The organism is Castellaniella sp. (genome assembly GCF_049650445.1).
Lineage (GTDB): Bacteria > Pseudomonadota > Gammaproteobacteria > Burkholderiales > Burkholderiaceae_B > Castellaniella.
The window spans coordinates 19,892-45,501 of record NZ_JBASAD010000002.1 but is presented as its reverse complement, the minus strand read 5'-3'; the positions used below and the strand labels follow the sequence as shown (position 1 = coordinate 45,501).

The following is a 25,610-nucleotide window of genomic DNA, read 5'->3' as shown; positions in this document are numbered from 1 at the left end:
TGCGCCATGCGGGCCGTCGGCCAGGATTCATGCAGCGCGGCAGTCAGCGCCGCGTCCAGGCGCGCCAGATCCAGGCCCCGGCGCGAGGACAGCACGGTGGGTAGATCCAGCAGCAGCGCGAGCTGTCGCCCAGCGTCCTTGTCGCCCAGTGCGCGGCAGGCGGGCGTCAGGGCAAAGCGCCGCAGCCGTTCCAGGCCGGCCGATTCCGGTGCGTCGATCACCAGGATACGGGTGCCGGGTTGCGCGCAATAGGCGTGCCGGGCACCCGCCGGGATCAACATGCCGCAGGACGGGTCGGCGAACAGCGCGTGCCCATCGACTTCCAGGTCCATGCGGCCGGCCAGCGGCGCCATGATCTGCGCATGGTCGTGCGCGTGGACGTGGGCCTGTCCATCGTAGGTGCGCAGCGTGCTGACCGGTTCGAGAAGCGACATGGGAATGGAACGGCAATACAGAGCGGAATGGAAGGATCTTACTGCTTAAAATGGGGTTCTGGCTCCGACGCGCGCCGCCGGGCGCCCGGAATGCCGCGCTGCGCCTCGCCATGATTCTCTATCTGCACGGATTCCGATCTTCTCCCGATTCCCTCAAGGCCCGCCTGATGGCGCAGGCGATGCTCAAGCGTGGTCTGGAGGCCGATTGGTGCTGTCCGCAATTGCCTGCCAGTCCGGACGCCGCGCTGAAACTGGCTCTGGAGCTGGCCGAGACAGGCCTGGGTGGCGCTGCGGCGGACCGTCTGACCGTCATCGGCTCGTCCCTGGGCGGCTTCTACGCCACCTGGCTGGCCGAGCGCCTGGGCTGCCGGGCCGTGCTGCTAAACCCTGTCGTCCACGCGGCGCGCGATCTGGCGACCCAGGTCGGCTCGCACCGCACCTTCCACGGCGACGCGCCGTTCGAGTTCCTGCCTGGCCATGTGGACGAACTGGCACGGGCCGAAGCCGACATCCCGGTCCTGACGCGGCCGGAGCGCTATTTTCTGCTGGCCGCGACCGGTGACGAAGTCCTGGACTGGCGGGAAATGCGGGCACGTTTCGCGGGCAGCCGCCAGCGCATCATCGAAGGCAGCGACCATGGTATTTCGGATTTCGCCGACTGGCTGCCCGAGGTCCTGGATTTCGCCCTGGGCGATCCTGTGACGCACCCTCGGACGCAGGGGCATTGCGTCGTCACGGGCAGTTGGACCGAACTGGGTGACGAGGCCAGCCGCATTCGCCTGGAAGTCTTCGTCGAAGAGCAGCAGGTGCCGCTGGAAGAGGAACTGGACACCCGCGACGTCCAGTGCCTGCACGCCATCGCTTACGATGCCGACGGCCAGGCCATGGGCACCGGCCGCCTGCTGCCCGACGGACATATCGGCCGCATGGCGGTGCGCAAACCCTGGCGCGGGCAGGGCGTCGGCTCGCTGTTGTTGACCGCGCTGGTGGATGCCGCCCGCCGTCGGGGCGATGCAGAGGTCGTGCTGGACGCGCAACTGCAGGCGCGGCCTTTCTATGCCCGTCATGGTTTCGTGGAAGAGGGCGAGACCTTCATCGATGCGGGGATCCCGCATCGGGTGATGCGGTTGCGGTTTTGAGGGGTGTTGACCCCCATTCTGGGAAATCCTATTGGATGAAAAGGTTGCGGAGATGAAGTCCGCTCGGCACGTTTTGATGCGACACATTATGTCGTCCCTCTCCGATAGCATGGGTTTGTGGACATCACGAAACCTGGGAACTGACCATGAGAAACCTGCTGGCTGTGATTGGCTTGTACGCCGTGTTGCGCAAGGGCTGGGAACTGTACGAAAGCTACGAAGCCATGCGCGAGGAGAACGAGTATCTGCGCAGGCGAAGGGATGAGGACTGAATGGTTACAGTGAACGTCGTCCAGTCAATCACTCAGGGAACTTATCGTGTTCGATTTTAAAGAGACGGCGGATAACTTCAGAAAATCCGGGGATGAGCTCGTTGACAACAGCCTGCCCAAGGTTCAACGTGTTCTTGAAGGAGTCCTCGAAAATTCCATCACACAGGCGGCTACCCAGCTCGATCAGGCAGCCGGCAACAACATCCAGATGCTCTCCGGCGAACTGCATGAGCAGATCCAGTTCGCCAAGTGCGAGTTCGACGACACGATCCGCGTGGCAAAGGTCGAAATAGTGGATGCTATCGAGACCTCGCTACGGGGCTTCAGAAAGCACGTGATCGCCCCTTTCTGGATGCTGATGTTTGTGTTTGGTGTCGTGATGGCGGGACTTGCCGGTTTCATGGTCGGCCATGGGTGGTAAGCTGTTTCTTTTAACCAATTGAAACATCCCATGTCATACGGTGCTCTGAAACAGCGCCATCGCGAAGTCCGCGGCGGTTATCCAGAAGACCTGAACCTGCGCATCCACCGGGCGCTCAGTTGGTGGCAACGAGCCCTGATGGCGGACGATGCCGACGGGCGCTACATCTTTCTTTGGATCGCGTTCAATGCCGCGTATGCGACCCAGATTGACGAGCAGAGCCGTCTGTCCGAATCTGCGACTTTCAAGGCTTTCCTGGAAAAGCTATGCAGTCTGGATCGGGAAAAGCGTCTCGACGCGCTGGTCTGGCAGGAGTTTTCGGGGCGCATCCGCGTACTGTTGGACAATCCCTATGTGTTCCAGAGTTTCTGGGATTTTCAGAGCGGTCGTATCGGCGAGGATGAATGGAAGCAGCGCTTTGAGCGCGGCAAGCAGAAGGCGCATCATGCGCTGGGCAGCGGCAATACGCCGATGCTGCTGGGCGTTGTCTTCAATCGGCTCTATACCTTGCGCAACCAGTTGGTCCATGGCGGCGCCACCTGGAACGGGGCGGTCAATCGCAAGCAATTGCGTGACTGTACCGAACTGCTGAGCGGTCTGGTGCCGCTGCTGATCGAACTGATGCTGGATCACCCCGGGACGCTCTGGGGTGAGGCCTGTTATCCGGTGATCAAGGACTGATTCTCGACCCTCGCGGAGATATCTGCTGGATTGCGTCGTTGTGATTCGCCGGATCTGTGTATGGGTCTCACGACCCTCACGACCCTCATAACTCCTTCAGGATCTCCATCTGCCGCGTCTGATAGGCGCTGTCGTCGATCAAGCCGGACTCGTGCAGTGCCTTCAGTTCGCTCAGACGAGACTCCAGGCTGCCGGTCCGGCCGGTCCGAGTTCCGGCAGAATGGGCAGAGGGCGGAGTGCCCGTAGCCGTCTGCACAGCGGCGGTCCCCGTGGTGCCGGACTGCACGCCTTTCGGACTGAGATCCTTGGGCTTGATCCTCACAATCCGCAGGCCGAAGCGGCCGAGCCACATTGTGACGGTCATCAGCAGGGCGCTGTAGAGCAGGCCCGCATACAGCAGGGTCAGGAAGGTCACGGTCTCCCGCTGGCCATCGGGCAGCAGGCAATAATATTCGCGGACGACGCCGTGCTGTCCGGGTTTGTAGGAATAGCTCTGGGAAAACAATTCGAACTGGCCAGGGGCGGGGCAGGACAGCGGGGCGCCGATCATCGTCAGCGTGGGAAACATGGATCCGATGCCGATGCTCAGGAACACGATGCCGATGAAGCACCAGCCGAGCGCGACCGAGATCAGTCCGAGCAGGATGGTGCGCAGCGCCTGGGCGCGTTCTCCAGCAGGCTGTTCGCTGATGTGCAGCATGATTCTCAGGGCGAAGAACACCCAGGAACCCAGCAGGAACCAGGTGATCCAGCGCAGCAGCATGTCGAGGGTCATGGCGTCTCGGGTAAGGTCAGGGCCTGAAAGGCGGACACGCTTTGCGTGCCACGGCCCAGACCGATCTGCCCCGAGCCGTTGCTGCCCGTGACCCAGACCGAGCCGTCGGTGCGCAGCGCCAGAGTGTGGTAGCCGCCGGCGGCGATGGCCGCAACGTCCTGCAGCACCCGCAGCGGCTGCCGCAGGGTGTCGCTGTGGCCGCTGCCCAGTTGTCCGCTGTCGTTATAGCCGAACGTCCACAGCGCACCGGCCGTGTCCAAGGCCAGGGAATGCGCGCTGCCCGCGTCGATCGCGTGGACGCCGTCACGCAGCATGAAGGGGGTCTTGCGATTGATGTTGCCGCCGTCGCCCAGTTGACCGCCGCCATCGAAGCCGACCATCCACAGGCTGCCGTCGGTCTTGAGCATCATGCTGTAGCCGTTGCCGGCGGCCATGGCCTGCACGGATTCCAGGATGCGGATCGGCTGCGCATGATTGGCGGTGCTGCCGTCACCGAGCTGGCTGTTGTTATTGTGTCCAACACCCCACAGGGCGCCGTCGTTCATGAGGATCAGGCTGTGGTCCGGGCCGGCAGCGACGGCGTGCACGCCGTCCATGATCTTGACCGGAGTGCGGCGCGGGTCGGTGTCCCCCGTGCCCAGTTGACCGTAGGTGTTCTGGCCGAAGCTCCAGAGGCTGCCGTCGGTTTTCAGCGCCAGGCTGTGGGCACCGCCGGCGGCGATGGCGGCGATGCCGTCCATCACGCGTACGGGGGTGCTCATTTTGCCGGAGCCGCCATCGCCCAGTTGGCCGAATTCATTATTGCCGCAGGCCCACAGGCTGCCGTCGGTTTTCAGGATCAGGCTGTGCTTGCCGCCCAGTGCGACGCTGCGCACGCCGGCCAGGGTCTTGATGGGGGTGCGTTGGGCCGTGGTTTCGCCATCGCACAACTGGCCATCGTTGCCGTTGCCCATGGCCCAGAGCTGATGGTCGTCGGTGAGCAGCATGCTGTGCATGTCGCCGGCAGCAATGTGTGTGATGGTCATGTCAGGTGTTCCGGTGCTTGAAGCAACTGCTGCGCTGGTACCCCAGAGCAGCAGCGGGATGAGCAGGGCCGTGGCGAGGGAGTATCCGGACATCCGGACAGTTGTCCTGTCCCGGTCGTGATGTTGACGGTCGTGCGTGTCGTCCATGGGGGCTGTGTCCTGTCAGTCGGGCCAGGCATTGGGGTTCATGAGAAACAGGGCCTGAATCGTTCGCGTGGGCGAGATGTCGCGGGCTTGCCATTCGAAGGTGCTTGGCGAGATTTTTTGGGATTCGGCCGGGCAGAACGCGACCAGATTGGAGGGCGCGTACTTGTCGGCCATCAGGCGGTACTGCGCGGCGGCGGGCGGTGGCGGGGCGCCCTTGGGGGCCAGGACGTGCATGACGGCGTAAAGCTCATGTCCGGCGCCGGCGAGGCGGAAGAACGCGTGGCGCCACGCCTCGTCGATGCAATAGGCCCGAGCGGCCCAGCCGCCGGGGGCGATGGCGGGGAAATGGTCGAGATTGATGTCGCTCCAGTAAAACGCCTCGGGCACGTAGCGGATTTCGACGCGGGTCTCGCCCGGCTCGAAGACCTGATCCCAGGTGTAGCGGGTCTGATAGGTCCAGGATGCCGCGCCGTGGACGAGCAAGCCATGTGCCTCGAGCATGGTCCGGGTTTCTGCCGGCAGGTGCGGCCAGGGCGCTTCGCCGTCCAGGTCGTAGAGCAGCGGCACGCCCGCGTCCAGCAAGGTCCGCGTGACGTCCACGCCGTCCAGACGGGCCTGTCCTTGACCGGTCGGCGTCAGCGGCGCGCCGTTCACCCGCACGGACAGATTCAGATAGTTGACGGGTTTGCGCTCGGCGGCCAGCCCCTCGGCCATGCCGCTGCCGGCCGGCAGGCCGACACCGTCGGGGCTGGCGTCCACCGGCATCTCGGGAAAGTTGAAGCTGAATGGCACGGTGTGGCGATGCGCAGCCTGGAACACGTAAGAGAGCCTGATGCTGCGCGGGGCAATCTCGATGTCTTGCTGTGTGACGCGCACGTCGGCGGGCAGTTTGAAGAGCGGGCCTTCGGCGGCATTGCCGCGTATCATCGCATCCGCCGTATCGGTCGCGGCGGCTTCTGACGCGCCTGCAGGCGCGGCCTGGAGGCAGGTCGACAGGATCGCGATGCTGCAGCCAACGGCCAGCCGTCGCGGGGTCATGGGCGTGCCTTGGGGGCCGCCAGGTGCGCCAGGCAGTAGCGTTGCGGCGCGCTGTCGTCCTGCGGCGCCAGGAATTCGTCGCCGCAGGCGTTGCGTGTGGACCAGACGAACAGCTTTTGATCCGCAGCGTGTGCATAGGGAAGGTCACCGCGCGAGGTCCCTGCGATGCGCTGTGCGCCGCGCGTCGCCAGATCCAGCAGGGTGATCCCTGTGTCGGCCGCGTACACGATCCGCGAGCGGCGGGCGTCAAAGAGGAATGAACCGAGTTCCCAGGCGCCCCAGGCCGCCCGGTAGACCGGGGCATCAGGCGTGCGCTTGCGCGTTCTGAGTTCGAGCGTGCCGTGGCCCAGGTCGACGGTCCAGGCCAGGAAGTCGCGATTGCCCCGCAGGGTACCGAGGGCGTCCTGGTCGCTTTCCGGCATCTGGTCTGTTTCGACGGCGGTGGATGCGGCCGCCTGGTCGAGCAAGGTCTGGATGGTGCTTGGCACTGTGTCCAGCGGACGGTGCCCTTCGATGGTCGCGGCATAGACGGCGCTTGCGTTGCGCTCCGGGTTGTCGCCCTTGCCCCAGAGTGCGACGCGCGCGTACAGCGTGCCGTCCTGCCAGGCCAGTGCCTGGATCGCCATCGGCGCGCCGTCGGGGTGGGGCTGCTGCTGGTCGGGGCGGGGCGTGGCCTCGGTGAGTTTGCCGTCGGCGACCCGGTAGAGCCAGACTTGATCGGGGCCGTCGATTTCCTGGCTGGGCAGCAGGATCGCCAGCAGAGTGTCATCGGGCGAGACCTGGATGTCGGCGATGCGCAGGTCGGACTCGATCCGGATGTCCGGGCGTGCAGCCACCATTGGCGCCAGGTCGAGCGGTGCGATTTTCGAGGGCATCAGCGGCGGGGATCCCAGATCCTGCAGGACACGGCGGCGGTCGAGATACACCGTGTCCAGACAGTCGTAGGCCAGTTTCGCCAGCGGGCTGGAAGCGCTGGACAGTTCCTTGAACGAGCGGTCGGCGATGCAGCGGCGGTCGCGTTCGCGCACCCAGTCGCGTTGCTGGCGGACCAGATCGTCGCGGGCAGAGCCGGTCGCCGCCGTCTTGGCTGCGGTGTAGGCGCGCGATAGGGCCAGATCCTGCCAGCGCAGCGCAGCGTGTCCGCAGATGAGGCGGTCGACAGGGCGCTCGGCCTTGGCGCAGTCGAAGCTGGCCGGGATGCTTTGCGCCGCTGCGGATGACGACCCGGGCCCGCTGGACGGCTTGGGCGCCTCGCAGGCGGCCAGCAGTCTGGCTGCCGGCTCGGTGGCGCCGGTCAGAGGATAGCGTTCCGTGTGGTTTTTGATGGTGATGTCCAGGCTGTCGCGGGCACTCAACATGTGGCGCAGGGTGTCGTCCAGGGGCAGTGTGGCGTTGAAATCGACCCCGCCCGAGTCCTGATTTTCAGTGCCTCTGGCGGAGAATTCGACGTGCCGGCCGCCCGCCTGCAGGCGGATGGGTGTTTGCTGGTCTGCCTGGGTGCCGCTGTGTTCGTCCTGGATATTGATGTCCACGGTGCCTGCGCCAGGCGTACAGCCGAAAGAAAGCATGACGTAGTCGCTGTCTGGAACGCCATAGGCGAGGGTCGCCTGGTCGTCGTGACGGTTGCCGAACCAGCGGGGCTGTTCGTCGTCCTGCGCGGCGGCGGGCCATGCCGCCCATGCCGGCGCAATCAGCAGGACGGTCAGAAAAACCTGGCGCAGGCAGAGGCGGAAGCGGGCGGTGGGGGGCGGCTGTGTCATAAGCGTTCTCACGAAGGTCAGGGCTGGTGGGGCTGAGGGCATCGCCCACCTAGCCGGTCAGCCACTTGATAGGTAGCGTGACACATTTGAATGTCCAGCCGTTGGCCGTGATCAGTTTCAACAGGGGATCGCGCATTTCCCGGATGTCGAATTCATAGCTGTAGCTGAGTTTGGGCACCGGGCGGCCGTTCTCGATCTGGATGCCGTACAGCGTTTCCCGCTTGGTTTCGTAGAACGTGATGGCGCCCCACTGCTTGTCGAACGACAGGCCGGCACCGCCCGCGCCGGCCGAGGCGTTGAACTGGGATTGGGTCTCGCGCACCCGCGCCGTGTGATCGGACTTGTCGAGACGGATCGTCAGCCGGGTGAGTTTCGTGATCTTGTGCGCCCGCAGCAGGTCCAGCCAGGCAGCGTCGGCGTATTTCCAGTCCACGATGATTTCGTCCGGGTGCTTGCCGGGGGCGACGGTGAAGGGAAACTGAGCGCCGTCGTTGATGGTCTGCAGGCGTTGCCGCAGATCCTGCAGGGTGATCGGGCGGGATCCCGGTTCGGGATCGAAGGTCATGGACCAACTGACGAGGCGGATGAAGATCAGGGCGACTACCAGAGCGTAGAGCAGCAGATAGGGCAGCGGCGAAGGCATGCCCGGCGCATCGAGGTCGTAGGCATTGAGGCTGAACCCGGTGTAGGCCCGCGCGTGCAGAAAGACGTTGCCCGGCAAGGTCAGCAGGACGAAGAACGTCAGAAAAAAGACGACGGGCCTCCGGTTGTCCGGCAGCGCGAAGAACAGGAACATCATGGCCAGCACGGCGGCCAGCAGGATGATGCCCAGCACCGCGCCCAGCATGTGGTCGTGGATGTCGGTGCGTTTCCAGGCGATGGTGATCAGCGACAGCGCCAGGATGACCGTGATGGCCATGGCACTCAGCGCCAGGGCTGTGCCTTTGCCTTCCATGTCGCCCCCGATTGTGTTCTTTCGGGAAGTCTAGCAAACGACGTGCAAAAGCGATTCATTCATTTGAATGAATCGCTCGGGGTTTTCACCAACAGGCACTCAAGAAAACGGCGCCCAAGGGCGCCGCGATGAGGGGGGCTTACTTCAAGTTCCCTGACAGGAACTGTCGCAACCGTGGGCTTTGCGGGTTGTCGAAGATGTCGGCCGGGGCGCCGGTTTCTTCCGCCACGCCCTGGTGCAGGAACATGACCTGGGATGCCAGATTGCGGGCAAAGCCCATTTCGTGAGTGACGACCAGCATGGTGCGGCCTTCCTCGGCCAGCTTCTGCATGACTTTCAGGACTTCGCCGACCAGCTCGGGGTCCAGGGCGGAGGTCGGCTCGTCAAACAGCATGACCTCGGGTTCCATGGCCAGGGCACGGGCGATTGCCACGCGCTGTTGCTGGCCGCCCGAGAGGGACGAGGGATACTGGGTCTCGACCTTGGGGTCCAGGCCGACCTTGGCCAAGTAGTGGCGGGCGCGTTCGACGGCCTCGGCCCGGCTGAGTTTCAGCACCTGGATCGGGGCCTCGATCACATTGCCCAGCACGTTCATGTGCGCCCACAGGTTGAAGTGCTGGAACACCATCGCCAGCTTCGAGCGCAGGCGCCGCAACTGGTCCAGATCGGCCGCGTGGGGTTCGCCATGCTTGTCTTGGACGATCTTCAGCAGTTCGCCGTTCAGCGAAACTGAACCCTGGTTGGGTTTTTCCAGGAAGTTGATGCAGCGCAGAAAGGTCGATTTGCCCGAGCCGCTGGAGCCCAGGATGCAGATCACGTCGCCGGCGTTAGCCGTCAGCGAGACGCCCTTGAGGACCTCGTTGTCGCCATAGCGTTTGTGGATGTTGAGTACGTCGAGTTTGGACATGGGGATCAGCGGTGGGTGCCCAGATAGGCCAGCGTGCGGCGTTCGAACCGACGGAACAGCCCGATCAGTGTAAACGACAGGCACAGGTAGAGCAGGGCAGCGAGTCCGTAGGAGGCAAAGGTCTGGTAGGTGGCCGAATTGGCGTCGCGGGCCACCTTGAGGATGTCGGGCACGGTGGCGGTGAAGGCCAGGGACGTGGCGTGCAGCATCAAGATGACCTCGTTGCTGTAGGCCGGCAGCGCGCGGCGCAGGGCAGAAGGCAGGATCACCCGGCGGTACATCGCGAAGCGCGTCATGCCATAGGCCCGCGCGGCTTCGATTTCGCCTGCGTTGGTGGCGCGAATGGCGCCGGCGAAAATTTCCATGGTGTAGGCGACGGTATTCAGCGTCAGGGCCAGCACCAGGCAGTTGAACCCGGACTGGAAGAACGCCGCCAGCGGGGGTGTTTCCTTGATGAAATCCAGGCTGTAGATGCCCGCATAGATGAACAGGATCTGTACGTACAGCGGCGTGCCGCGGAATATATAGCTGAAAATCCACAGCGGGACCGACAGCCAGCGACGCGAGGATACCCGGGCCACGGCCAGGCCGATGGAGATGAAAAAGCCCATCGACACCGACAGCACCAGCAGCCACAGGGTGACGGCCATGCCCGACAGACTGCCGTTGTTGGTGTACAGAAAGGCGCGCCAGAATTGTTCGAGTACGTCGCTCATAGCTGCGCCTCGCGCACGCCTGCGCTGTAGCGGCGGTTCAACCAGAACAGGATGCCGTTGGATACCGTCGTCAGGGCCAGGTAGATCAGGCCGGTCAGGCTGATGAACAGGAACACCCGGAAGGTGACGTTGCCGGCGTCCTGGGCCACCTTGACCAGATCGGAGAGGCCGATCAAGGACACCAGGGCGGTGGATTTCAGCAGGACTTGCCAGTTGTTGCCGATGCCGGGCAGGGCGTGGCGCATCATCTGCGGAAACAGCACACGGCGAAAGACCTGGAATTCACGCATCCCGTAAGCGGTGGCGGCTTCCATCTGGCCGTGGGGTACGGCCATGAAGGCGCCCCGGAAGGTCTCGGCGAAATAGGCACCGTAGATGAAGCCCAGCGTCAGCACGCCGGCGCCGAAGGGATCGATGTCGATCGGGTCCAAGCCGAGCAGATCGGTCAGCTCGTTCAGGTAGATCTGCATGCTGAAGAAGATCAGCAGCATCAGCACCAGGTCAGGAACGCCGCGAATCAGGGTGGTATAGGCCGTGGCGGTCAGGCGGGCGCTCCATGAGGTCGAGAGCTTGGCCCAGGCGCCCAGCAGTCCCAGCCCCACGGCCACGGCCAGGGACAGCAACGCCAGTTTGATGGTGACCCAGGTCCCCGCCAGCAGCAGGGGGCCGTAGCCGTCTAGAAACATGGAAATCGGGGGTAGGCGAAAGAGCGGGCCGCCCCGGCGCATGCGCCGGGGCGGCCGCGCCCGGATTGGGATGGGCTGGCCGCGCGGTCAGGTGACATGGCGCGGCGGCGCGGGATTACTGGGCGGGAAACTTGATCAGGCCCTCGGCGAAGTATTTCTTCGCGTAGCCCTGGATCGTGCCGTCGGCCAGCATGGCCTTGAGGACTTTGTCCACGTCGGCCTTGAGTGCGTTGCCCTTGCGGATGCCCATGGCGATGGGTTCGTTCAGGATCGGATCGTCCAGCGTCATCGCGGCGAGCTCGTAGCCGGCGCCTTCGGGCTTGTTCAGGAAGCCGTCGACTGCGCTCTGGGCTTCCTGGAACGTGGCGTCCAGGCGGCCGGCCGTGACGTCCACGTAAGCGTTGGTGTAGCTGGGATAGGCGATGACCTCGACACCCTTGGGCGCCCAGTGCTTGCGGGCGTAGGTTTCCATCGTGGTGCCCTGCTGGACACCGACGCGCTTGCCCTTCAGGGATTCGGCGGTGGGCTCCAGGCCGCTGCCCTTCTTGACCATCAGCTTGACCGGCACGATGTACATGGGCGTGGAGAAGTCGATGACTTTCTTCCGGGCTTCGGTGGCGGTCATGGTGGAGTTGGCCAGGTCGAACTTGCGCGCCTGCAGGCCGGGGATCAGGCTGTCGAAGGACATGTCGATCCACACGCAGGTGTGGTTCATGCGCTTGCAGACTTCGTTGCCGATGTCGATGTCGAAGCCTTCGAGCTGGCCGTTGGGGTTGCGGTACTCGAACGGAGGATAGCCGGCTTCGGTGGCGATCTTGAGTTCCTTGGCGTCGGCGGCGGAGCCGACAGCAGGGATCAGGCCGGCCGCGATCAGCAGCGCGGCGCCAAGCAGGGTGGTTTTCATCGAATTTTCTCCTGGGGAGTCGGGTGGCTGATGGCCAGCCGACGGTAACAAGGCGTGATGTTAACCCAGGTTTTCGCCCGGGCGCATCCAGCGTTACCCTTAGGTTCAGTCCCGGTTTTCGCGGTGGTGCGCCCGGAGTCCGGGTGTGCGGCGTGGTTCAGGTCGGCAGTGCGGGTTCGCGGCGCTGCTCGATCTGGGCGGCTTCCTGAATGACACGGACGATTTCGTCGAGATCGTCGGTGACCAGCAGCAGGTCCAGGTCGAAGGGCCCGATCATGCCGTGGGTCAGCAACTGGTCGCGAACCCAGTCCACCAGACCGGACCAGAATTCCACGCCCACCAGGATGATGGGGGCGGGCGGCTGCTTCATCGTCTGGATCAGCGTGATGGCTTCGAACAGTTCGTCCAGCGTGCCGAAGCCGCCGGGCAGCACCACGTAGGCCAGGCTGTACATGAAGAACGCCGATTTGCGCGCATTGAAGAATTCGAAGTGCAGGCTGTCGGTCTGGTAGGGATTGTCCGTTTTTTCGCGCGGCAGGCGGATGTTCAGGCCGACGCTGCGTCCGCCCGCCTCGAAGGCGCCGCGGTTGGCGGCTTCCATCAGGCCGGGGCCGCCGCCGGCGATCACCGGCAGGCCCAGTTGGGCGATGCGCTCGCCCAGTTCCATGCCCACGGCATAGAAGGGGTGGTCGTGGGGAATGCGGGCACTGCCGAAAAGGCTGACCCCCAGACCGATTTTCTGAAAAGCGGCGGCGGCCGCGCGCATCTCTGCAATAATCGTGGGAATCTGTTGTTCGGCCGAAGCGCGTTTCGTCTTATTGTTCGTCATGAAAAAAACCTTGTTGCTCGTGGATGGGTCCAGCTACCTGTACCGCGCTTACCATGCGATGCCTGATCTGCGTAATGCGCGCGGCGAGCCCACCGGAGCCTTGTATGGCGTCATCTCCATGTTACGGAGGCTGTTGCTGGATTACAAGGACGTGGCCACGCATGGGGCCTGCGTGTTCGACGCGCCCGGTGGTTCGTTCCGGGAGACGATCTACCCTGATTACAAGGCCAATCGTCCGTCGATGCCGGAGGATCTGCGTGCCCAGATCGGGCCGATCCATCAGGCCACCGCTGCGCTGGGCTGGACGGTGATTGCGGCGCCGGGCGTGGAGGCCGATGACATCATCGGTACTCTGGCGCGCCAGGCGGGCGAAAACGACTTTTATACCATCATTTCGACGGGTGACAAGGATCTGGCCCAATTGGTCAATGACCGGGTCGAACTGATCAACACCATGTCGGGCGAACGCCAGGATCGCGAGGGTGTGATCCGCAAGTTCGGCGTGCCGCCCGAGCGCATCATCGATTATCTGATGCTGGTCGGCGACACGGTGGACAATGTGCCGGGTGTGGCCAAGGTCGGCCCCAAGACCGCCGTCAAATGGCTGGGTGAATATGGCGACATCGATACGCTGGTCGCGCGCGCCGAGGAAATCCGCGGCGTGGCGGGAGAAAACCTGCGTGCGGCGGCCCCGAACTTCCCCCTGACGCGCGAACTGCTGACCGTCCGCCTGGACTGCGACCTGGAAGCCGGCTGGGAACCTGCCGCGCTGGACCTGCGCGCGCCAGACCGCGAGGCCTTGGTGCAACTGTACGAGAACTACGGCTTTCGGACCTGGCTGCGCGAGGAAACAGGCGAACCGGACCGCATCCCGGACCAGGATGCACGTGTGGCGCACGAGGCGCCCCCTGCGCCGGACACGGTGCAGTACGAAACGATACTCGACGAGGCGGCGCTGGACGCCTGGCTGGCACGGCTGCAAGCCGCGCCCCTGGTAGCCCTGGACACGGAAACCACCAGTCTGGACCCGATGGCGGCCCGCCTGGTGGGGCTGTCGTTTGCCATCGAACCCGGCCATGCCGCCTATGTTCCGGTGGGGCATCGCGCGCCGGGCACGCCCGATCAACTGGACCGTGCCCTGGTGCTGGAACGCCTGCGTCCCTGGCTGGAAGACCCGGCAGCGCCCAAGCTGCTGCACCACGCCAAATACGATGCCCACGTATTTGCCAACGAAGGGGTTGCCCTGCGTGGGGTGCGGCATGACACCATGCTGCAGGCCTATGTCCTGCAGTCCCATCGACGGGTGAACCTCCAGGATCTCTGCATTCAGTGGCTGGGGCTGACGGGTACGACTTACGAGGACTTGTGCGGCAAGGGCGTGCGCCAGATCGGCTTTGACGAGGTCGCACTGGATCAGGCCGCGCACTATGCCGCCGAGGACTCCGATTTCACCCTGCGCCTGCATCAGGTCCTGTATCCGCAGGTTCAGGCCGAAACGGGGCTGAATGACACGTACGAACTGGAGATCCGCGTTTCCGACGCGCTGACGCGCATCGAACGCAACGGCGTGGCCATCGATGCCGGAGTCCTGGCGACGCAGAGCCACGAGCTGGGCCGGCAGATGATCGATCTGGAAGCCCAGGCCCACGTCCTGGCGGGCCAGCCCTTCAATCTGAATTCACCCAAGCAACTGGGCGAGATCCTGTTCCAGCGCATGCAGTTGCCGGTGCTGCGCAAGACGGCGGGCGGCGCGCCGTCCACCGACGAGGATGTCCTGACCCGGCTGGCGGCCGACTACCCCTTGCCGCGCCTGCTGCTCGACTATCGCGGTATCGCCAAGCTGAAATCCACCTACACCGACAAGCTGCCGCGCATGATCGACCCGCGCACGGGCCGCGTGCACACGCGCTACGCCCAGGCTGCCGTGGTGACCGGGCGGCTGGCTTCGTCCGATCCGAACCTGCAGAACATTCCCGTGCGTACGGCCGAGGGCCGTCGCGTGCGTGCAGCCTTCGTGTCCAGCCTGGGGAAGATCGTGTCGGCCGACTACTCGCAGATCGAACTGCGCGTGATGGCGCACGTGTCGGGTGATGAGAACCTGCGCCGGGCCTTTGCCCAGGGGCAGGACATCCACCGCGCCACGGCGGCCGAAGTCTTCGGTCTGCCCCCGGACCAGGTCGACGCAGAACACCGCCGCGCGGCAAAGGCCATCAATTTCGGCCTGATCTACGGCATGGGTGAATTCGGTCTGGCCAGCAATCTGGGCATCACCCGGGCGGCGGCCAAATCCTATATCGATCGCTACTTCATGCGCTATCCCGGCGTGGCCGACTATATGGACCGCGTGCGCCGCCAGGCTCGCGAGCAGGGCTATGTGGAAACCGTGTTCGGGCGGCGTCTGTATTTTCCGGAACTGGCTGGCGCCAAGGGGCCGCGCGCGGCCGCCGCCGAGCGCGCCGCCATCAATGCGCCCATGCAGGGCACGGCGGCCGATCTCATCAAGCGTGCCATGGTGGCGGTCCAGGACTGGCTGGACGCCGAGGGTCTGCGCAGCCTGATGGTGATGCAGGTCCACGACGAACTGGTGTTCGATGCGCTCGAGGCCGAGGTCGATATCCTGCGCGAACGGGTGCCGGCGCTGATGGCAGGGGTGGCGGAACTGGCGGTGCCGCTGGTCGCCGAGGTCGGAGTCGGTCCCGACTGGGGCGCCGCGCACTGAGTGCGGGAGCCTACTCCGATTCGCGCAGCCGGTTGGGGCGCAGTTCGCCGTGGCGGTCCAGGATGGGGTAGGCCGCCGCGTTGACCAGGCAGGCGTTCACCCCGCCTGCGTCGCGCAGGATTTCCAGGTAGAAAGCGCCGACTTCGGCGACTTCGAGGCGGCCGGTCTTGATGCGGTTCAGGTGACGCTCGGCCGCCCGGCTCTCCAGGGCGCGGAAGTGTTCCTTTTCAAACGCCAGGGCGCGGGCTGTGGCGCGGTCGCCCGAGACGAGCAGGGCGGCGGCCTGGCGCAGGTTGCGCTGCAGCCGTTCCAGGACCTCGGCCAGTTCAGCCTGCTGCTCGGCGTCCAGTGCCCAGTGCTTCTTGTGCAGTTTGCCGGCGTGGCCCAGCAGGCCCATGCCGGACACGTCGGCGGCATAGGCGATGTTCATGGAAAAGGCCAGGATGGACTTCAGGTACTGCTCGTCATCGGCACTGAGGCTTTCCTGATCCTGGGTTGCCAGATAGGTGGTCACCGAACGGTCGAGCTGGCTGATGGCTCCGTTCAGGTAGCGCGCCTGGCTGGTGGCCCTGGGGTCCTCGCGCAGCAGGGCCTGTCCGGTCAGTTGCAGCGACTCGCGCAGCAAGTCCGTCAGTCGCAGGGCTTCGCGGGCGGCCTGGCCCAGGGCTACGGCCGGGACTTCGCGGGCGGATTCGTCCAGATACTGGGGGCGGGCCGGGTCGTGGGGGTCGACGCGCATCGGCAGCAGCCGCTGCAGCAGCCGGGCATAGGGCTGCAGCGCCGGCATGAAGCAGGCGGCTACCACCAGATTGAACAGCAGGTGGAAGTTCGCCACGCCGTGTGAGGCATCGCCCAGCGCCGCCATGATGGTTCCGGCCCAGGGCAGCAGGGCCATGCCCAGCAGGCAGCCGGCGACGCGGGTGCCCAGATTGCCCATGGGCACGCGGCGGGAAGCCGGATTGCCGTCGCCGCCGCCTTCCAGGACCGGATTGATGGCGGTGCCCAGGTTGGCGCCCAGGACCAGCGTATAGGCCAGTTCCGGCGAGACCAGGTCATGATGGGCCAGCGACATGATCAGCACGACCACGGCCACGCTGGAATGCGAGGCCCAGGTCAGCGCTGCGCTGACCGCCAGGGCGATGACCGGCGCGCCGGCCAGGGCCTGCAGGGCGCTGCCCAGCAGCGGTGCGTTCTGCAGCGGCTCGAACAGGGTCACCAACTGGTGCAGGGCCAGCAGCAGCAAGCCCAGGCCGATCAGTGCCCGTCCCAGGTCGCGGGCGCGGCCCGGCTCGTAGTGGCGAAACATCCAGACGCCCACGAGCACCAGACCGGGCGCCAGGGCCGTCGGGTCGAAGGACAGCGCCTGGACAATCAGCGTGGTGCCGACGTTGGCGCCCAGCATGGCTGCCAGGCCCGGCACCAGGGGCACCAGGCCGTCCAGGGCGAAGCCGGTGATCATCAGGCCGGTGGCCGTGCTGCTCTGGATGGCGGCGGTGATCAGCAAGCCCGTGCCGAAAGCGCGCGGGGACGAGCCCATGGCGCGTCCCATCCACAGGCCCAGCGTCTTGCCGAAGGCCCGCTGCACCCCGGTCTGCACCATATGGACGCCCCACAGCAGCAGAGCGACGTAGCCACCGAAGGCGATCAGGACCTGGAGTTCACGCACATCCGGACCGTTCGTTTCAGGCCGACTGGCGGCGCAGGGCCTCGATGCGTTGCTCGATGGGCGGGTGTGAGGCGAACAGGGCGCCGATGGCGCCGCCTGCGATGCCCGAGGCTGCGAAGGACTTGGGCAGTTCGCCGGCCTCTACGCCGCCCAGACGGGCAAGGGCGCGGATCATCGGTTCGCGCGCACCCATCAGGTGGGCCGCACCCGCGTCGGCGCGGAATTCGCGCTGGCGGGAGAACCAGGCCACGATGATCGAGGCAAGCACGCCGAAGAGGATTTCACAGATGAAGACGCTGGCGTAGTAGCCCATGCCCACGCCACGCTCGTTTTTCAGCACGGCACGGTCGATGAAATAGCCGACCAGGCGCGACAGGAAGATGACGAAGGTGTTGACCACGCCCTGGATCAGGGTGAGAGTCACCATGTCGCCGTTGGCGATGTGCGAAACCTCGTGGCCCAGCACGGCGGCGACTTCTTCCTCGGTCATGGACGAGAGCAGGCCGGTGGAGACGGCCACCAGGGAATCGTTGCGGAAGGCGCCGGTGGCGAACGCGTTGGGCGCGCCTTCGTAGATGGCGACCTCGGGGCGGCCGATGCCGGCCCGGTCGGCCAACTGGTGCACGGTGTTGACCAGCCAGGCCTCGCGCTGGTCGGCGGGCCGCTGCGGGTCGATGACCCGGGCGCCGGTGCTGGACTTGGCCATCCATTTGCTCATCAGCAGCGAGATGAACGAACCCGTGAAGCCCAGTACTGCGGCGAACACCAGCAGCGCGACCGGATCGATGCCGTTGGCGGTCAGGTAGCGGCCGACGCCCAGCAGGTTCATGGTGATGTTGAGTACCAGCATGACCGCCATATTGGTCACGAGGAACAGGATGATGCGTTTCATGGGGGCGGGGCTCCGCAGAAGGGATGACAAGGAAGAGGGTGATGATGTCTCAAAGTGTATAGTATTGGCTTTCGGCTCGTATCCCTGTCTTTGGTGACGCATGCAGTCTTTGTGGATGTTGCTGGCCTGCGCCATGTTCGCCATGATGGGGGCCTTCGTGAAGGTTTCCGCCGACCTTGGCGCCACGCTGCCGGAAATCGTCCTGTTTCGGGGGATTCCTTCCGTCCTGGTGCTGTATGGCTGGGCGCGTTACACGCGGCGCACGATACGCCCGTCCAGTTGGCGCCTGCACATCTGGCGCAATCTCAGCGGCATCACATCCATGTGGCTGGGCTTCTTCGCACTGGCCCATCTGGCCCTGCCCACGGCTGTCAGCCTGAACTACACTGCGCCGCTGTTCATCGCGGGCTGGCTGCTGTTTTTCGGCGGTGCTCAGCGCGATCCGATGCGCGTGCTGGCGGTGCTGGCCGGTTTCCTGGGGGTACTGGGCGTGCTGCGTCCCAGCATCGAACACGACCAGTGGCTCGCGGCCCTGATGGGACTGGGGGCAGGCGGGCTGGCGGCGATCGCCATGATGCAGATCCGCCAACTGGGACAGATCGGCGAACCTGAATGGCGCACGGTGCTGCTGTTTTCGCTGGGGGTTTGCTTCAGCGGTGTGGTCGGCATCGCGCTGCAGGGCTGGCGCACGAGCGATCCGCTGGTCTTGCTGGCCCTGATCGGCCTGGGTTCTGCCGGGCTGGTGGGCCAGTTGGCCATGACCCGGGCCTTCGGCTTGGGGTCTACCCTGTTGACGGCGGCGCTGCAGTACATGACCATCATCTTTGCCGCCCTGATCGGCGTCCTGTTCTGGGGCGATCGGCCGACGCCGCTGGCCTGGGCAGGCATGGCGCTGATCATCGGTTCCGGCCTGCTGTCGGTCTGGCGCACGTACACCGAGGCCCGCGCTCTGCGGGGAGATGGTGCGGCGCGGCCCGAAGGCGCAGGCATTCCCACGAAGGAGGTAAACCCGTCATGACCGCATTGTTGATACAGCCCGATGCCCTGCGCGACCGCCTGGCCCGGCCGGGTTGCCTGGTCTTCGACGTGCGCCACGATCTGGCGGACCATCAGGCGGGCCGACGGGCCTACGAAGCGGGTCACGTGCCCGGGGCCCTGTTCCTGGACCATGAAACCCAGTTGTGCGCCCTCAAGACCGGGCGCAACGGCCGCCATCCCTTGCCGGATCGCGCCGATTTTGCCGCCCTGATGCGTGCCCAGGGCCTGACGGCCCGCACCGAAGTGGTGGTCTATGACGCCGGCAATGCCATGTTCGCGGCGCATCTGTGGTGGATGCTGCGCTGGCTGGGACACGATGCTGTCTCGGTGCTGGACGGGGGCTGGGCTGCCTGGCAGGCGGCAGGCGGGGCGGCCGAGACCGGTGTGCGCGCACCGTCTCTCAGCGAGGCCCAGGCAATCCAGGGTCTGACGCCTGCGGGCAAGCCGACCATGCCCGTCGTCGACGCCCGCGCCGTCCTGGCCAATCTGGACGAACCGCGTTTTACGGTGCTGGACGCGCGTGCGCCCGAGCGCTTCAGCGGCGCGGTCGAACCCATGGATCCGGTGGGCGGTCACATCCCGGGGGCCCTGAACCGGCCCTTCGCCCGCAATCTGGGGGAGGATGGGCGCTTCAAGCCGGCCAGCGAACTGCGCGCGGAATTTGAGTCTCAACTGGGCCACCGCCTGGACCATGGCATCGTCCACCAGTGCGGCTCGGGCATCACCGCTTGCCATAATCTGTTTGCCATGGAACTGGCCGGCCTGCGCGGTTCGGCCCTGTATCCGGGTTCCTGGAGCGAATGGTGCGCGGATGCGGCCCGGCCGGTCGCGAAAGGCGACTGAACCTGCGGGCGATCCCCCGCCTCGCGCCTTGCAAGGCGCTCCGATTCGCCTGGCAGGGATCAGTCCGTAGGGGACTGATCCCTGTCCGGGCTCATCATCCGCCGGTACCAGGCATGGAAATGTGCCATGCCGTCCTCCAGAGGGCTCTGGTACGGGCCGCATTCGCTCTCGCCGCGCGCCATCAGGGCGCGGCGGCCGGCATCCATGCGCTCGCCGATCTCATCATCCTCGATCGCGGTTTCCAGATAGGCTGCGCGCTGGGCTTCGATGAATTCGCGCTCGAAGGCGACGATTTCCTCGGGGTAGTAGAACTCGATCACGTTGACGGTTTCCTGGGGGCTGACGGGGTGCAGCGTGGACAGCACCAGGACGTGGGGATAGAGTTCGATCATGTGGGTGGGAAAATACGTGACCCAGATCGCGCCGAACTCGGGCGTTGAGCCAGACCGGTATTGCAGCAGGCGGTCGTGCCATTGGCGATAGACCTCGGTGCCTGGCTGACCCAGGGCCTGGTGCACGCCGACCTTCTGCATGCTGTGGAATTCTCCGAACTCCCATTCCAGGTCGTCGCAGGTGACGAAGCGTCCCAGTCCTGGGTGGAAGGGGCCGACGTGGTAGTCCTCCAGGTAGACCTCGATGAAGGTTTTCCAGTTGTAATGACAGGGGTGGACTTCCACGTGATCGAGCACGTAGTCTGAAAAATCGAATTCAGGCCGCTCGAACAGGCTGCCGATGTCGGCCAGGGGGTCGCGTGCGCCTTCGAACAGCAGGCCGTGGCAGTCGCGCAGCGGGAAGTCCCGCAACCGCAGGTCCGGTTTTTCCGGGAACAGCGGGGCGTTCAGCAGGCGGCCTTGCGTGTCGTAGCTCCATTGGTGGATGGGGCACAGAATGCGCCCACCCGTGCTGCACAGATTTCCCGTTGCACAGTCCGCGTCCCGCCCGGTCTGGCCGCCCAGCATCAGGGCCTGACGGTGACGGCAGACGTTCGACAGCAGGCGCACGTCAGTGCGGTCGCGCAGCAGGACGCGTCCGTTCCCTTCATGCGTCAGGGTGCGCCAGTCGCCGGGGTCGGGCACCATTTTTTCGTGCCCTACGTAGCGCGCGCTGCGTTCGAAGATGTGGCTGCGTTCCCGGGCCAGGATGGCCGGGTCGAAATAGTGCTGGACCGGAAGCTGGCTGGCCAGATCCGTGTCGGAAGGGATATAAGGGTTGGTCATTGGTTCCCCCCGCAAGAATGAGACTGTCCGGAGCGCCGTCCGGGCTCCCCGGCCCGGCGCGTGGCGCGGCCCGGGGCAGGGGCCGAAATTGTACCCCACCCCCGCCAGCGGGGGCGGGGGCGGTTTCGTGGTCCGGCGGGGTTCCCGTACAATTCAGTCTGGAATGCTCAGATGAAACCCATGGTCAACGATCAAACCTCGCCGGACTCCACGCTCCGGCCCGCCGATCCATTGCCCCAGGACTTCGAAACGGCGCTGGCCGAACTCGAAGGCCTGGCCGGCCGTATGAACGACGGCAATCTGGGCCTGGACGAATCCATTGCCTTGTATCAGCGTGGCGTGGCGCTGGCTCAGGTGTGCCAGCGGCGGCTGGAAACGGTGGAACAGCAGGTCCAGGTGTTGCAGGGCCAGTTGCTCCAGCCTTTCGACGACGACGCGACGGCGCGGGACGCGACATGAGCGCTGTACCAGGAAATTTCGACGCCTGGCTCGGCGGCCGGGTGGATCACGTCGCAGCAGTGCTCGACGACCTGCTGCCGCCAGTTCAGGACGACCCCGCGCGCCTGCACGAGGCCATGCGCTACGCCGTCCTGGGGCCGGGAAAACGGGTCCGCGCCGCCCTGGTCTACGCGGCCGGCGAGGCCAGTCGTGCAGCCGGGACGGCCGCCGCCCAGGATCTGGCGCTGGACGCCGCCGCTGCCGCGGTGGAATTGATCCACGCCTATTCGCTGATCCACGATGATCTGCCCTGCATGGACGACGACGACCTGCGGCGCGGCCGACCCACGGTCCATCGCCAGTTCGACGACGAGGCCCTGGCCATGCTGGCCGGGGATGCCTTGCAGCCGCTGGCCTTCGACTGTCTGGCGCAGATGCCGATTGCGCCGGCCCTGACCGTTCAGGCCGTTCAACTGTTGGCCCGCGCGGCCGGCAGCGATGGCATGGTGGGCGGTCAGGCCATCGACTGCGCCAGCGTCGGCCAGGCGCTGCCGATCGAGGCGCTGCAGCACATGCATCGCATGAAGACCGGTGCCCTGCTGGAAGCCAGCGTCTTGTTGGGCGGGGTAGTGGCGGGGGCCAGCAGCACGGCGCGTGCCGGCCTGGAATCCTACGCTGCGGCCATGGGGCTGGCTTTCCAGGTAGTGGACGACATCCTGGACGTGACCGCCGATTCGGTCACGCTAGGCAAGACCGCCGGCAAGGACGCCGCCCAGGGCAAGCCGACCTACGTCTCCATCATGGGGCTCGAGGGTTCGCGTGAACTGCTGGACAGCCTGCGCGAACAGGCGTACATCGCGCTGCTGCCGCTGGGGCCGTCTGCGGGCCGTCTGCGCGAACTGGCCGACTATATCATCGGGCGGTCCCATTAGCGTGGACAGGCCCTGGATTCAAAGCATCATGACTAGACTACTGGAAGACATCCAATCGCCGGCAGATCTGCGTCGGCTGGACCGTCGGGATCTCAAGGAACTGGCCGCCGAGCTGCGGGCGTTCGTGCTGGATTCCGTATCGCGCACCGGGGGGCACCTGTCCTCGAACCTGGGGACGGTGGAACTGACTCTGGCGCTGCACTATGCGTTCAACACGCCCGATGATCGGGTGATCTGGGATGTGGGCCATCAATCCTATCCGCACAAGATCCTGACCGGGCGCCGCGAGGCCATGTCCGGCCTGCGCCAGCACGGCGGCATCTCCGGGTTTCCGAAGCGCACCGAATCACCGTACGACGCTTTTGGCACGGCGCATTCCTCGACCTCGATCTCCGCCGCGCTGGGCATGGCGGTGGCGTCGCGCAACGCCGGTATCGACCGCCAGCACATCGCCGTCATCGGCGACGGGGCCATGACGGCCGGCATGGCCTTCGAGGCTCTGAACAACGCCGGCGTCACGTCCGACGTGAACCTGCTGGTGGTGCTGAACGATAACGACATGTCGATTTCGCCGCCGGTGGGGGCGCTGAACTATTACTTTGCCCGCCTGCTGTCGGGCCAGTTCTATGCACACGCCAAGAACATGGGGCGGGCCGTGCTGCAACACGTGCCGCCCGTGCTGGCGCTGGCGCGCAAGCTGGAAGGCCACGCCAAGGGCATGCTGTCGCCGGCCACGCTGTTCGAGGAACTGGGCTTCAACTACATGGGGCCGATCGACGGTCACGACCTGGACGTGCTGATCCCCACCCTGGAAAACGTACGCCGGCTCGGCGGCCTGCAGTTCCTGCACGTCGTGACGCGCAAGGGCCAGGGCTACAAGCTGGCCGAGGCCGATCCGGTCCTGTATCACGGCCCGGGGAAATTCGATCCCTCGGTCGGCATCCAGAAACCCACCGCTCCCGCGCGCCGGTCCTTCACCCAGGTCTTCGGTGATTGGCTGTGCGACATGGCCGCCGCCGACACCCGTCTGGTGGGCATCACGCCCGCCATGCGCGAGGGCAGCGGCATGGTCGAATTCGAGCGCCGCTTTCCGCAGCGTTATTTCGACGTCGGCATCGCCGAACAGCATGCGGTGACCTTTGCCGCAGGGTTGGCCTGCGAGGGTTGCAAGCCCGTGGTGGCGATCTACTCCACTTTCCTGCAGCGCGGCTACGACCAGTTGATCCACGACGTGGCCTTGCAGAACCTGGATGTGACCTTCGCCCTGGATCGGGCCGGCATCGTCGGTGCCGATGGGGCGACTCACGCCGGCAACTACGACATTGCCTACCTGCGCTGCATCCCGAACATGGTGATCGCCACGCCCTCGGACGAACGCGAGGCCCGGCTGCTGCTCAACACCTGCTTCCTGCACGACGGCCCCGCCTCGGTCCGCTACCCGCGTGGCGCCGGTTGCGGTGCCGAGCCGGGCGACAGCCTGGACCCGGTCGAACTGGGCTGCGCCGTGGTGCGCCGCGAGGGCCGGGGCATCGCGCTGCTGGTCTTCGGCACTTTGCTGCCCGAGGCCGCGCGCGCGGCCGAATCACTGGATGCCACGCTGGTGGACATGCGTTTTGTCAAACCGCTGGACGAGGCGCTGCTGCGGCGTCTGGCCGACACCCACGAACTGCTCGTCACGATCGAGGAGGGCGCCATCATGGGTGGCGCAGGCAGCGCCGTGGCCGAGTGGCTGAACCGGGAAGCGATCATCCGGCCGATGCTGCAACTGGGCTTGCCGGATGAATTCATCGATCACGGGGACCAGAAGGCCATCCTGGCCGGTCTCGGTCTGAATGCTGACGGAATCGAGGCGTCGATCCGTCAACGCTTGAAAAGGAATGCGTCATGAACACCCTGCTGGATCCGGTCGCGACGGCGATGCCAGACGTGCAAAGCGGACCGGATACGCGTCGGATCGCCATCCAGCGAGTGGGGGTGCGCGGTGTGCGTCATCCCCTCCTGGTGGCGACCGGCACTGGTCAACCCCAGGCCACGATTGCCCTGTGGGAAATGACCGTGGCCCTGCCAGCCGAGGAAAAAGGCACGCACATGTCGCGCTTCATCGCGCTGCTGGAATCGCATCGCGTCCAGCCGATGACGCCCGCCGCCCTGTGTGAACTGGGGCAATCCATGCTGGACCTGCTGCATGCGGATGCCGGCGATCTTGCGGCCGACTTTCCTTATTTCATCGACAAGGCCGCGCCGGTGTCCGGCGTGCGCAGCCTGATGGACTACCAGGTGCGCTGGTCCGTCCACGCCCGCCGGGGCGAGACGCCGCGCTTTTCCCTGTCCGTCCAGGTGCCGGTGACCAGCTTGTGCCCCTGCTCGAAGGCGATCTCGGAATACGGCGCCCATAACCAGCGTTCGCACGTTTCCGTAGACCTGGAATACGATGCGGTCCAGGCCGTCGATCTGGATGCCCTGATCCGCGGTGTGGAATCCCAGGCCTCGTGCGAGCTGTGGGGCCTGCTGAAACGGCCCGACGAAAAATTCGTCACCGAGCGCGCCTACGAGAACCCGAAATTCGTCGAGGATCTGGTGCGCGACGTGGCCGTGATGCTGCAACGCCTGCCCGGGGTGGCGTCCTATCGGGTCACGGCGGAAAATTTCGAGTCCATCCACAACCACTCCGCCTACGCGGTGGTCAGCAGCCACTAGAACAGCAGTCATCAGCACGCTGACGCCTCAATTCCCGGCGGGACGATGCGTGCGCCGAGGTTGATCAGGGCTTTTCACCGTAGCCAGTTCCGTCAGCAGGCGCGCCAGATCGTGCTGTCTGTGCACGTGCATTTTGCGGGAAATGGATTTGACGTGTGAGCGCACGGTGGATTCCTCGATGGATCGCAGTTGGGCAGCGGATCCGCTTTTTCCCAGCGGGATCGCTACACACAGCGTCCCAGTCCAGATATTCCACCCCTTCCTGAGGCATGACGTGCAACAGATTGCTGGGGTTGAGCGCCTGAAAATCCTTGAGACAGGTGTCGACCGTGCTTTGCGGTAACTGGATCGGCTCCAGCACATCAAGCTGTTTGGTCGGTTCGTTTTGCGTGGTGACGCAGAGATAGGACGCGTTGACCTGCGCGGCGGCTTGCATCAAGGCATCGCTTCATGTTTCATCCAACAGGACAGCCAGGATA

The 25,610-nt window shown here is 65.2% G+C and carries 25 protein-coding genes and 2 pseudogenes; 12 read left to right on the top strand and 15 right to left on the bottom strand.

Annotated elements, in window-relative coordinates:
• Positions 1-434: pseudogene (locus WA983_RS00685) on the bottom strand (cupin); the annotation flags it as partial.
• 110 nt (positions 435-544) lie between these two features.
• On the opposite strand from WA983_RS00685, the pseudogene WA983_RS00680 reads away from it, so the two are divergent.
• The 5 genes and pseudogenes from WA983_RS00680 to WA983_RS00660 form a co-directional block, all read left to right on the top strand.
• A pseudogene (locus WA983_RS00680) lies at positions 545-1,132 on the top strand (YqiA/YcfP family alpha/beta fold hydrolase); the annotation flags it as partial.
• Positions 1,133-1,573 carry a GNAT family N-acetyltransferase gene (locus WA983_RS00675; protein WP_424311469.1) on the top strand — a complete coding sequence of 147 codons (441 nt, stop codon included), beginning with the start codon at positions 1,133-1,135 and terminating at the stop codon, positions 1,571-1,573.
• Between the two features lie 146 nt (positions 1,574-1,719).
• Positions 1,720-1,845, top strand: a complete 126-nt coding sequence (locus tag WA983_RS00670) for a hypothetical protein (protein ID WP_424248653.1) — start codon at positions 1,720-1,722, stop codon at positions 1,843-1,845.
• Positions 1,846-1,891: 46 nt separating this feature from the next.
• The gene (locus tag WA983_RS00665; protein WP_424248655.1) at positions 1,892-2,266 is read left to right on the top strand and encodes a hypothetical protein; all 375 of its coding nucleotides are present in this window, start codon (positions 1,892-1,894) and stop codon (positions 2,264-2,266) included.
• Positions 2,267-2,296: 30 nt separating this feature from the next.
• Positions 2,297-2,947: a hypothetical protein gene (locus WA983_RS00660; RefSeq protein ID WP_424248657.1), complete on the top strand. Its 651-nt coding sequence runs from the start codon at positions 2,297-2,299 to the stop codon at positions 2,945-2,947.
• A gap of 85 nt (positions 2,948-3,032) precedes the next feature.
• Here the strand turns inward: WA983_RS00660 and WA983_RS00655 are convergent, their stop codons facing one another.
• The 10 genes from WA983_RS00655 to WA983_RS00610 all read right to left on the bottom strand — a co-directional run bounded on the left by WA983_RS00655 (position 3,033) and on the right by WA983_RS00610 (position 12,689).
• Positions 3,033-3,722, bottom strand: a complete 690-nt coding sequence (locus tag WA983_RS00655; RefSeq protein WP_424311467.1) for a hypothetical protein — start codon at positions 3,720-3,722, stop codon at positions 3,033-3,035.
• Positions 3,719-4,747 carry an RCC1 domain-containing protein gene (locus WA983_RS00650; RefSeq protein ID WP_424311466.1) on the bottom strand — a complete coding sequence of 343 codons (1,029 nt, stop codon included), beginning with the start codon at positions 4,745-4,747 and terminating at the stop codon, positions 3,719-3,721. The genes WA983_RS00655 and WA983_RS00650 overlap by 4 nt, the downstream gene beginning before the upstream one ends.
• A 162-nt stretch (positions 4,748-4,909) precedes the next feature.
• The gene (locus WA983_RS00645) at positions 4,910-5,932 is read right to left on the bottom strand and encodes a DUF4424 family protein (RefSeq protein WP_424248662.1); all 1,023 of its coding nucleotides are present in this window, start codon (positions 5,930-5,932) and stop codon (positions 4,910-4,912) included.
• Positions 5,929-7,692 carry a lysozyme inhibitor LprI family protein gene (locus tag WA983_RS00640; protein ID WP_424248664.1) on the bottom strand — a complete coding sequence of 588 codons (1,764 nt, stop codon included), beginning with the start codon at positions 7,690-7,692 and terminating at the stop codon, positions 5,929-5,931. The genes WA983_RS00645 and WA983_RS00640 overlap by 4 nt, the downstream gene beginning before the upstream one ends.
• Before the next feature lie 49 nt (positions 7,693-7,741).
• Positions 7,742-8,647, bottom strand: coding sequence for a hypothetical protein (locus WA983_RS00635; RefSeq protein WP_424248666.1), 906 nt, complete (start codon positions 8,645-8,647; stop codon positions 7,742-7,744).
• A 139-nt stretch (positions 8,648-8,786) separates the two neighbouring features.
• Complete coding sequence (locus tag WA983_RS00630) at positions 8,787-9,554, bottom strand: ABC transporter ATP-binding protein (RefSeq protein ID WP_424248667.1); 768 nt, start codon at positions 9,552-9,554, stop codon at positions 8,787-8,789.
• A 5-nt stretch (positions 9,555-9,559) separates the two neighbouring features.
• Entirely contained in the window at positions 9,560-10,270 is a 711-nt protein-coding gene (hisM, locus tag WA983_RS00625; RefSeq protein ID WP_424248669.1) for a histidine ABC transporter permease HisM, read from the bottom strand.
• Positions 10,267-10,956 carry an ABC transporter permease gene (locus tag WA983_RS00620; RefSeq protein ID WP_424248673.1) on the bottom strand — a complete coding sequence of 230 codons (690 nt, stop codon included), beginning with the start codon at positions 10,954-10,956 and terminating at the stop codon, positions 10,267-10,269. The genes hisM and WA983_RS00620 overlap by 4 nt, the downstream gene beginning before the upstream one ends.
• A 115-nt stretch (positions 10,957-11,071) precedes the next feature.
• Positions 11,072-11,860, bottom strand: coding sequence for a transporter substrate-binding domain-containing protein (locus tag WA983_RS00615; RefSeq protein WP_424249116.1), 789 nt, complete (start codon positions 11,858-11,860; stop codon positions 11,072-11,074).
• 157 nt (positions 11,861-12,017) lie between these two features.
• A complete protein-coding gene (locus tag WA983_RS00610; protein WP_424249118.1) occupies positions 12,018-12,689 on the bottom strand; it encodes a TIGR00730 family Rossman fold protein in 672 nt (223 codons plus the stop codon).
• On the opposite strand from WA983_RS00610, the gene polA reads away from it, so the two are divergent.
• Entirely contained in the window at positions 12,688-15,408 is a 2,721-nt protein-coding gene (gene polA / locus WA983_RS00605; protein ID WP_424311465.1) for a DNA polymerase I, read from the top strand. The genes WA983_RS00610 and polA overlap by 2 nt on opposite strands.
• 10 nt (positions 15,409-15,418) lie before the next feature.
• Here polA and WA983_RS00600 read toward each other — a convergent pair whose 3' ends face one another.
• Entirely contained in the window at positions 15,419-17,074 is a 1,656-nt protein-coding gene (locus WA983_RS00600; RefSeq protein WP_424249122.1) for a Na/Pi cotransporter family protein, read from the bottom strand.
• A gap of 16 nt (positions 17,075-17,090) precedes the next feature.
• A complete protein-coding gene (gene htpX, locus WA983_RS00595; RefSeq protein WP_424249124.1) occupies positions 17,091-17,966 on the bottom strand; it encodes a protease HtpX in 876 nt (291 codons plus the stop codon).
• A 100-nt stretch (positions 17,967-18,066) separates the two neighbouring features.
• Here htpX and WA983_RS00590 point away from each other — a divergent pair, with 100 nt between their 5' ends.
• Positions 18,067-18,984, top strand: coding sequence for a DMT family transporter (locus WA983_RS00590; protein WP_424249126.1), 918 nt, complete (start codon positions 18,067-18,069; stop codon positions 18,982-18,984).
• Positions 18,981-19,847, top strand: a complete 867-nt coding sequence (locus WA983_RS00585) for a sulfurtransferase (protein WP_424249127.1) — start codon at positions 18,981-18,983, stop codon at positions 19,845-19,847. Before WA983_RS00590 ends, WA983_RS00585 begins: the two co-directional genes overlap by 4 nt.
• Positions 19,848-19,906: 59 nt before the next feature.
• On the opposite strand, the gene WA983_RS00580 is transcribed toward WA983_RS00585, so the two are convergent.
• Positions 19,907-21,064: an aromatic ring-hydroxylating oxygenase subunit alpha gene (locus tag WA983_RS00580; protein WP_424311464.1), complete on the bottom strand. Its 1,158-nt coding sequence runs from the start codon at positions 21,062-21,064 to the stop codon at positions 19,907-19,909.
• Positions 21,065-21,244: 180 nt separating this feature from the next.
• Here WA983_RS00580 and WA983_RS00575 point away from each other — a divergent pair, with 180 nt between their 5' ends.
• From WA983_RS00575 to folE2, 4 genes are read left to right on the top strand one after another with little or no spacing between them, the layout of a single operon-like run.
• On the top strand, positions 21,245-21,523 hold the full coding sequence (locus WA983_RS00575) for an exodeoxyribonuclease VII small subunit (RefSeq protein WP_424311463.1): 279 nt from the start codon (positions 21,245-21,247) through the stop codon (positions 21,521-21,523).
• Positions 21,520-22,434, top strand: coding sequence for a polyprenyl synthetase family protein (locus WA983_RS00570; protein ID WP_424251205.1), 915 nt, complete (start codon positions 21,520-21,522; stop codon positions 22,432-22,434). Before WA983_RS00575 ends, WA983_RS00570 begins: the two co-directional genes overlap by 4 nt.
• Positions 22,435-22,459: 25 nt before the next feature.
• A complete protein-coding gene (dxs, locus tag WA983_RS00565; RefSeq protein ID WP_424311468.1) occupies positions 22,460-24,322 on the top strand; it encodes a 1-deoxy-D-xylulose-5-phosphate synthase in 1,863 nt (620 codons plus the stop codon).
• Positions 24,319-25,131 carry a GTP cyclohydrolase FolE2 gene (gene folE2 / locus WA983_RS00560; protein ID WP_424251207.1) on the top strand — a complete coding sequence of 271 codons (813 nt, stop codon included), beginning with the start codon at positions 24,319-24,321 and terminating at the stop codon, positions 25,129-25,131. Before dxs ends, folE2 begins: the two co-directional genes overlap by 4 nt.
• Before the next feature lie 64 nt (positions 25,132-25,195).
• On the opposite strand, the gene WA983_RS00555 is transcribed toward folE2, so the two are convergent.
• Complete coding sequence (locus tag WA983_RS00555) at positions 25,196-25,570, bottom strand: hypothetical protein (protein ID WP_424251209.1); 375 nt, start codon at positions 25,568-25,570, stop codon at positions 25,196-25,198.
• Positions 25,571-25,610 lie beyond the last annotated feature (40 nt).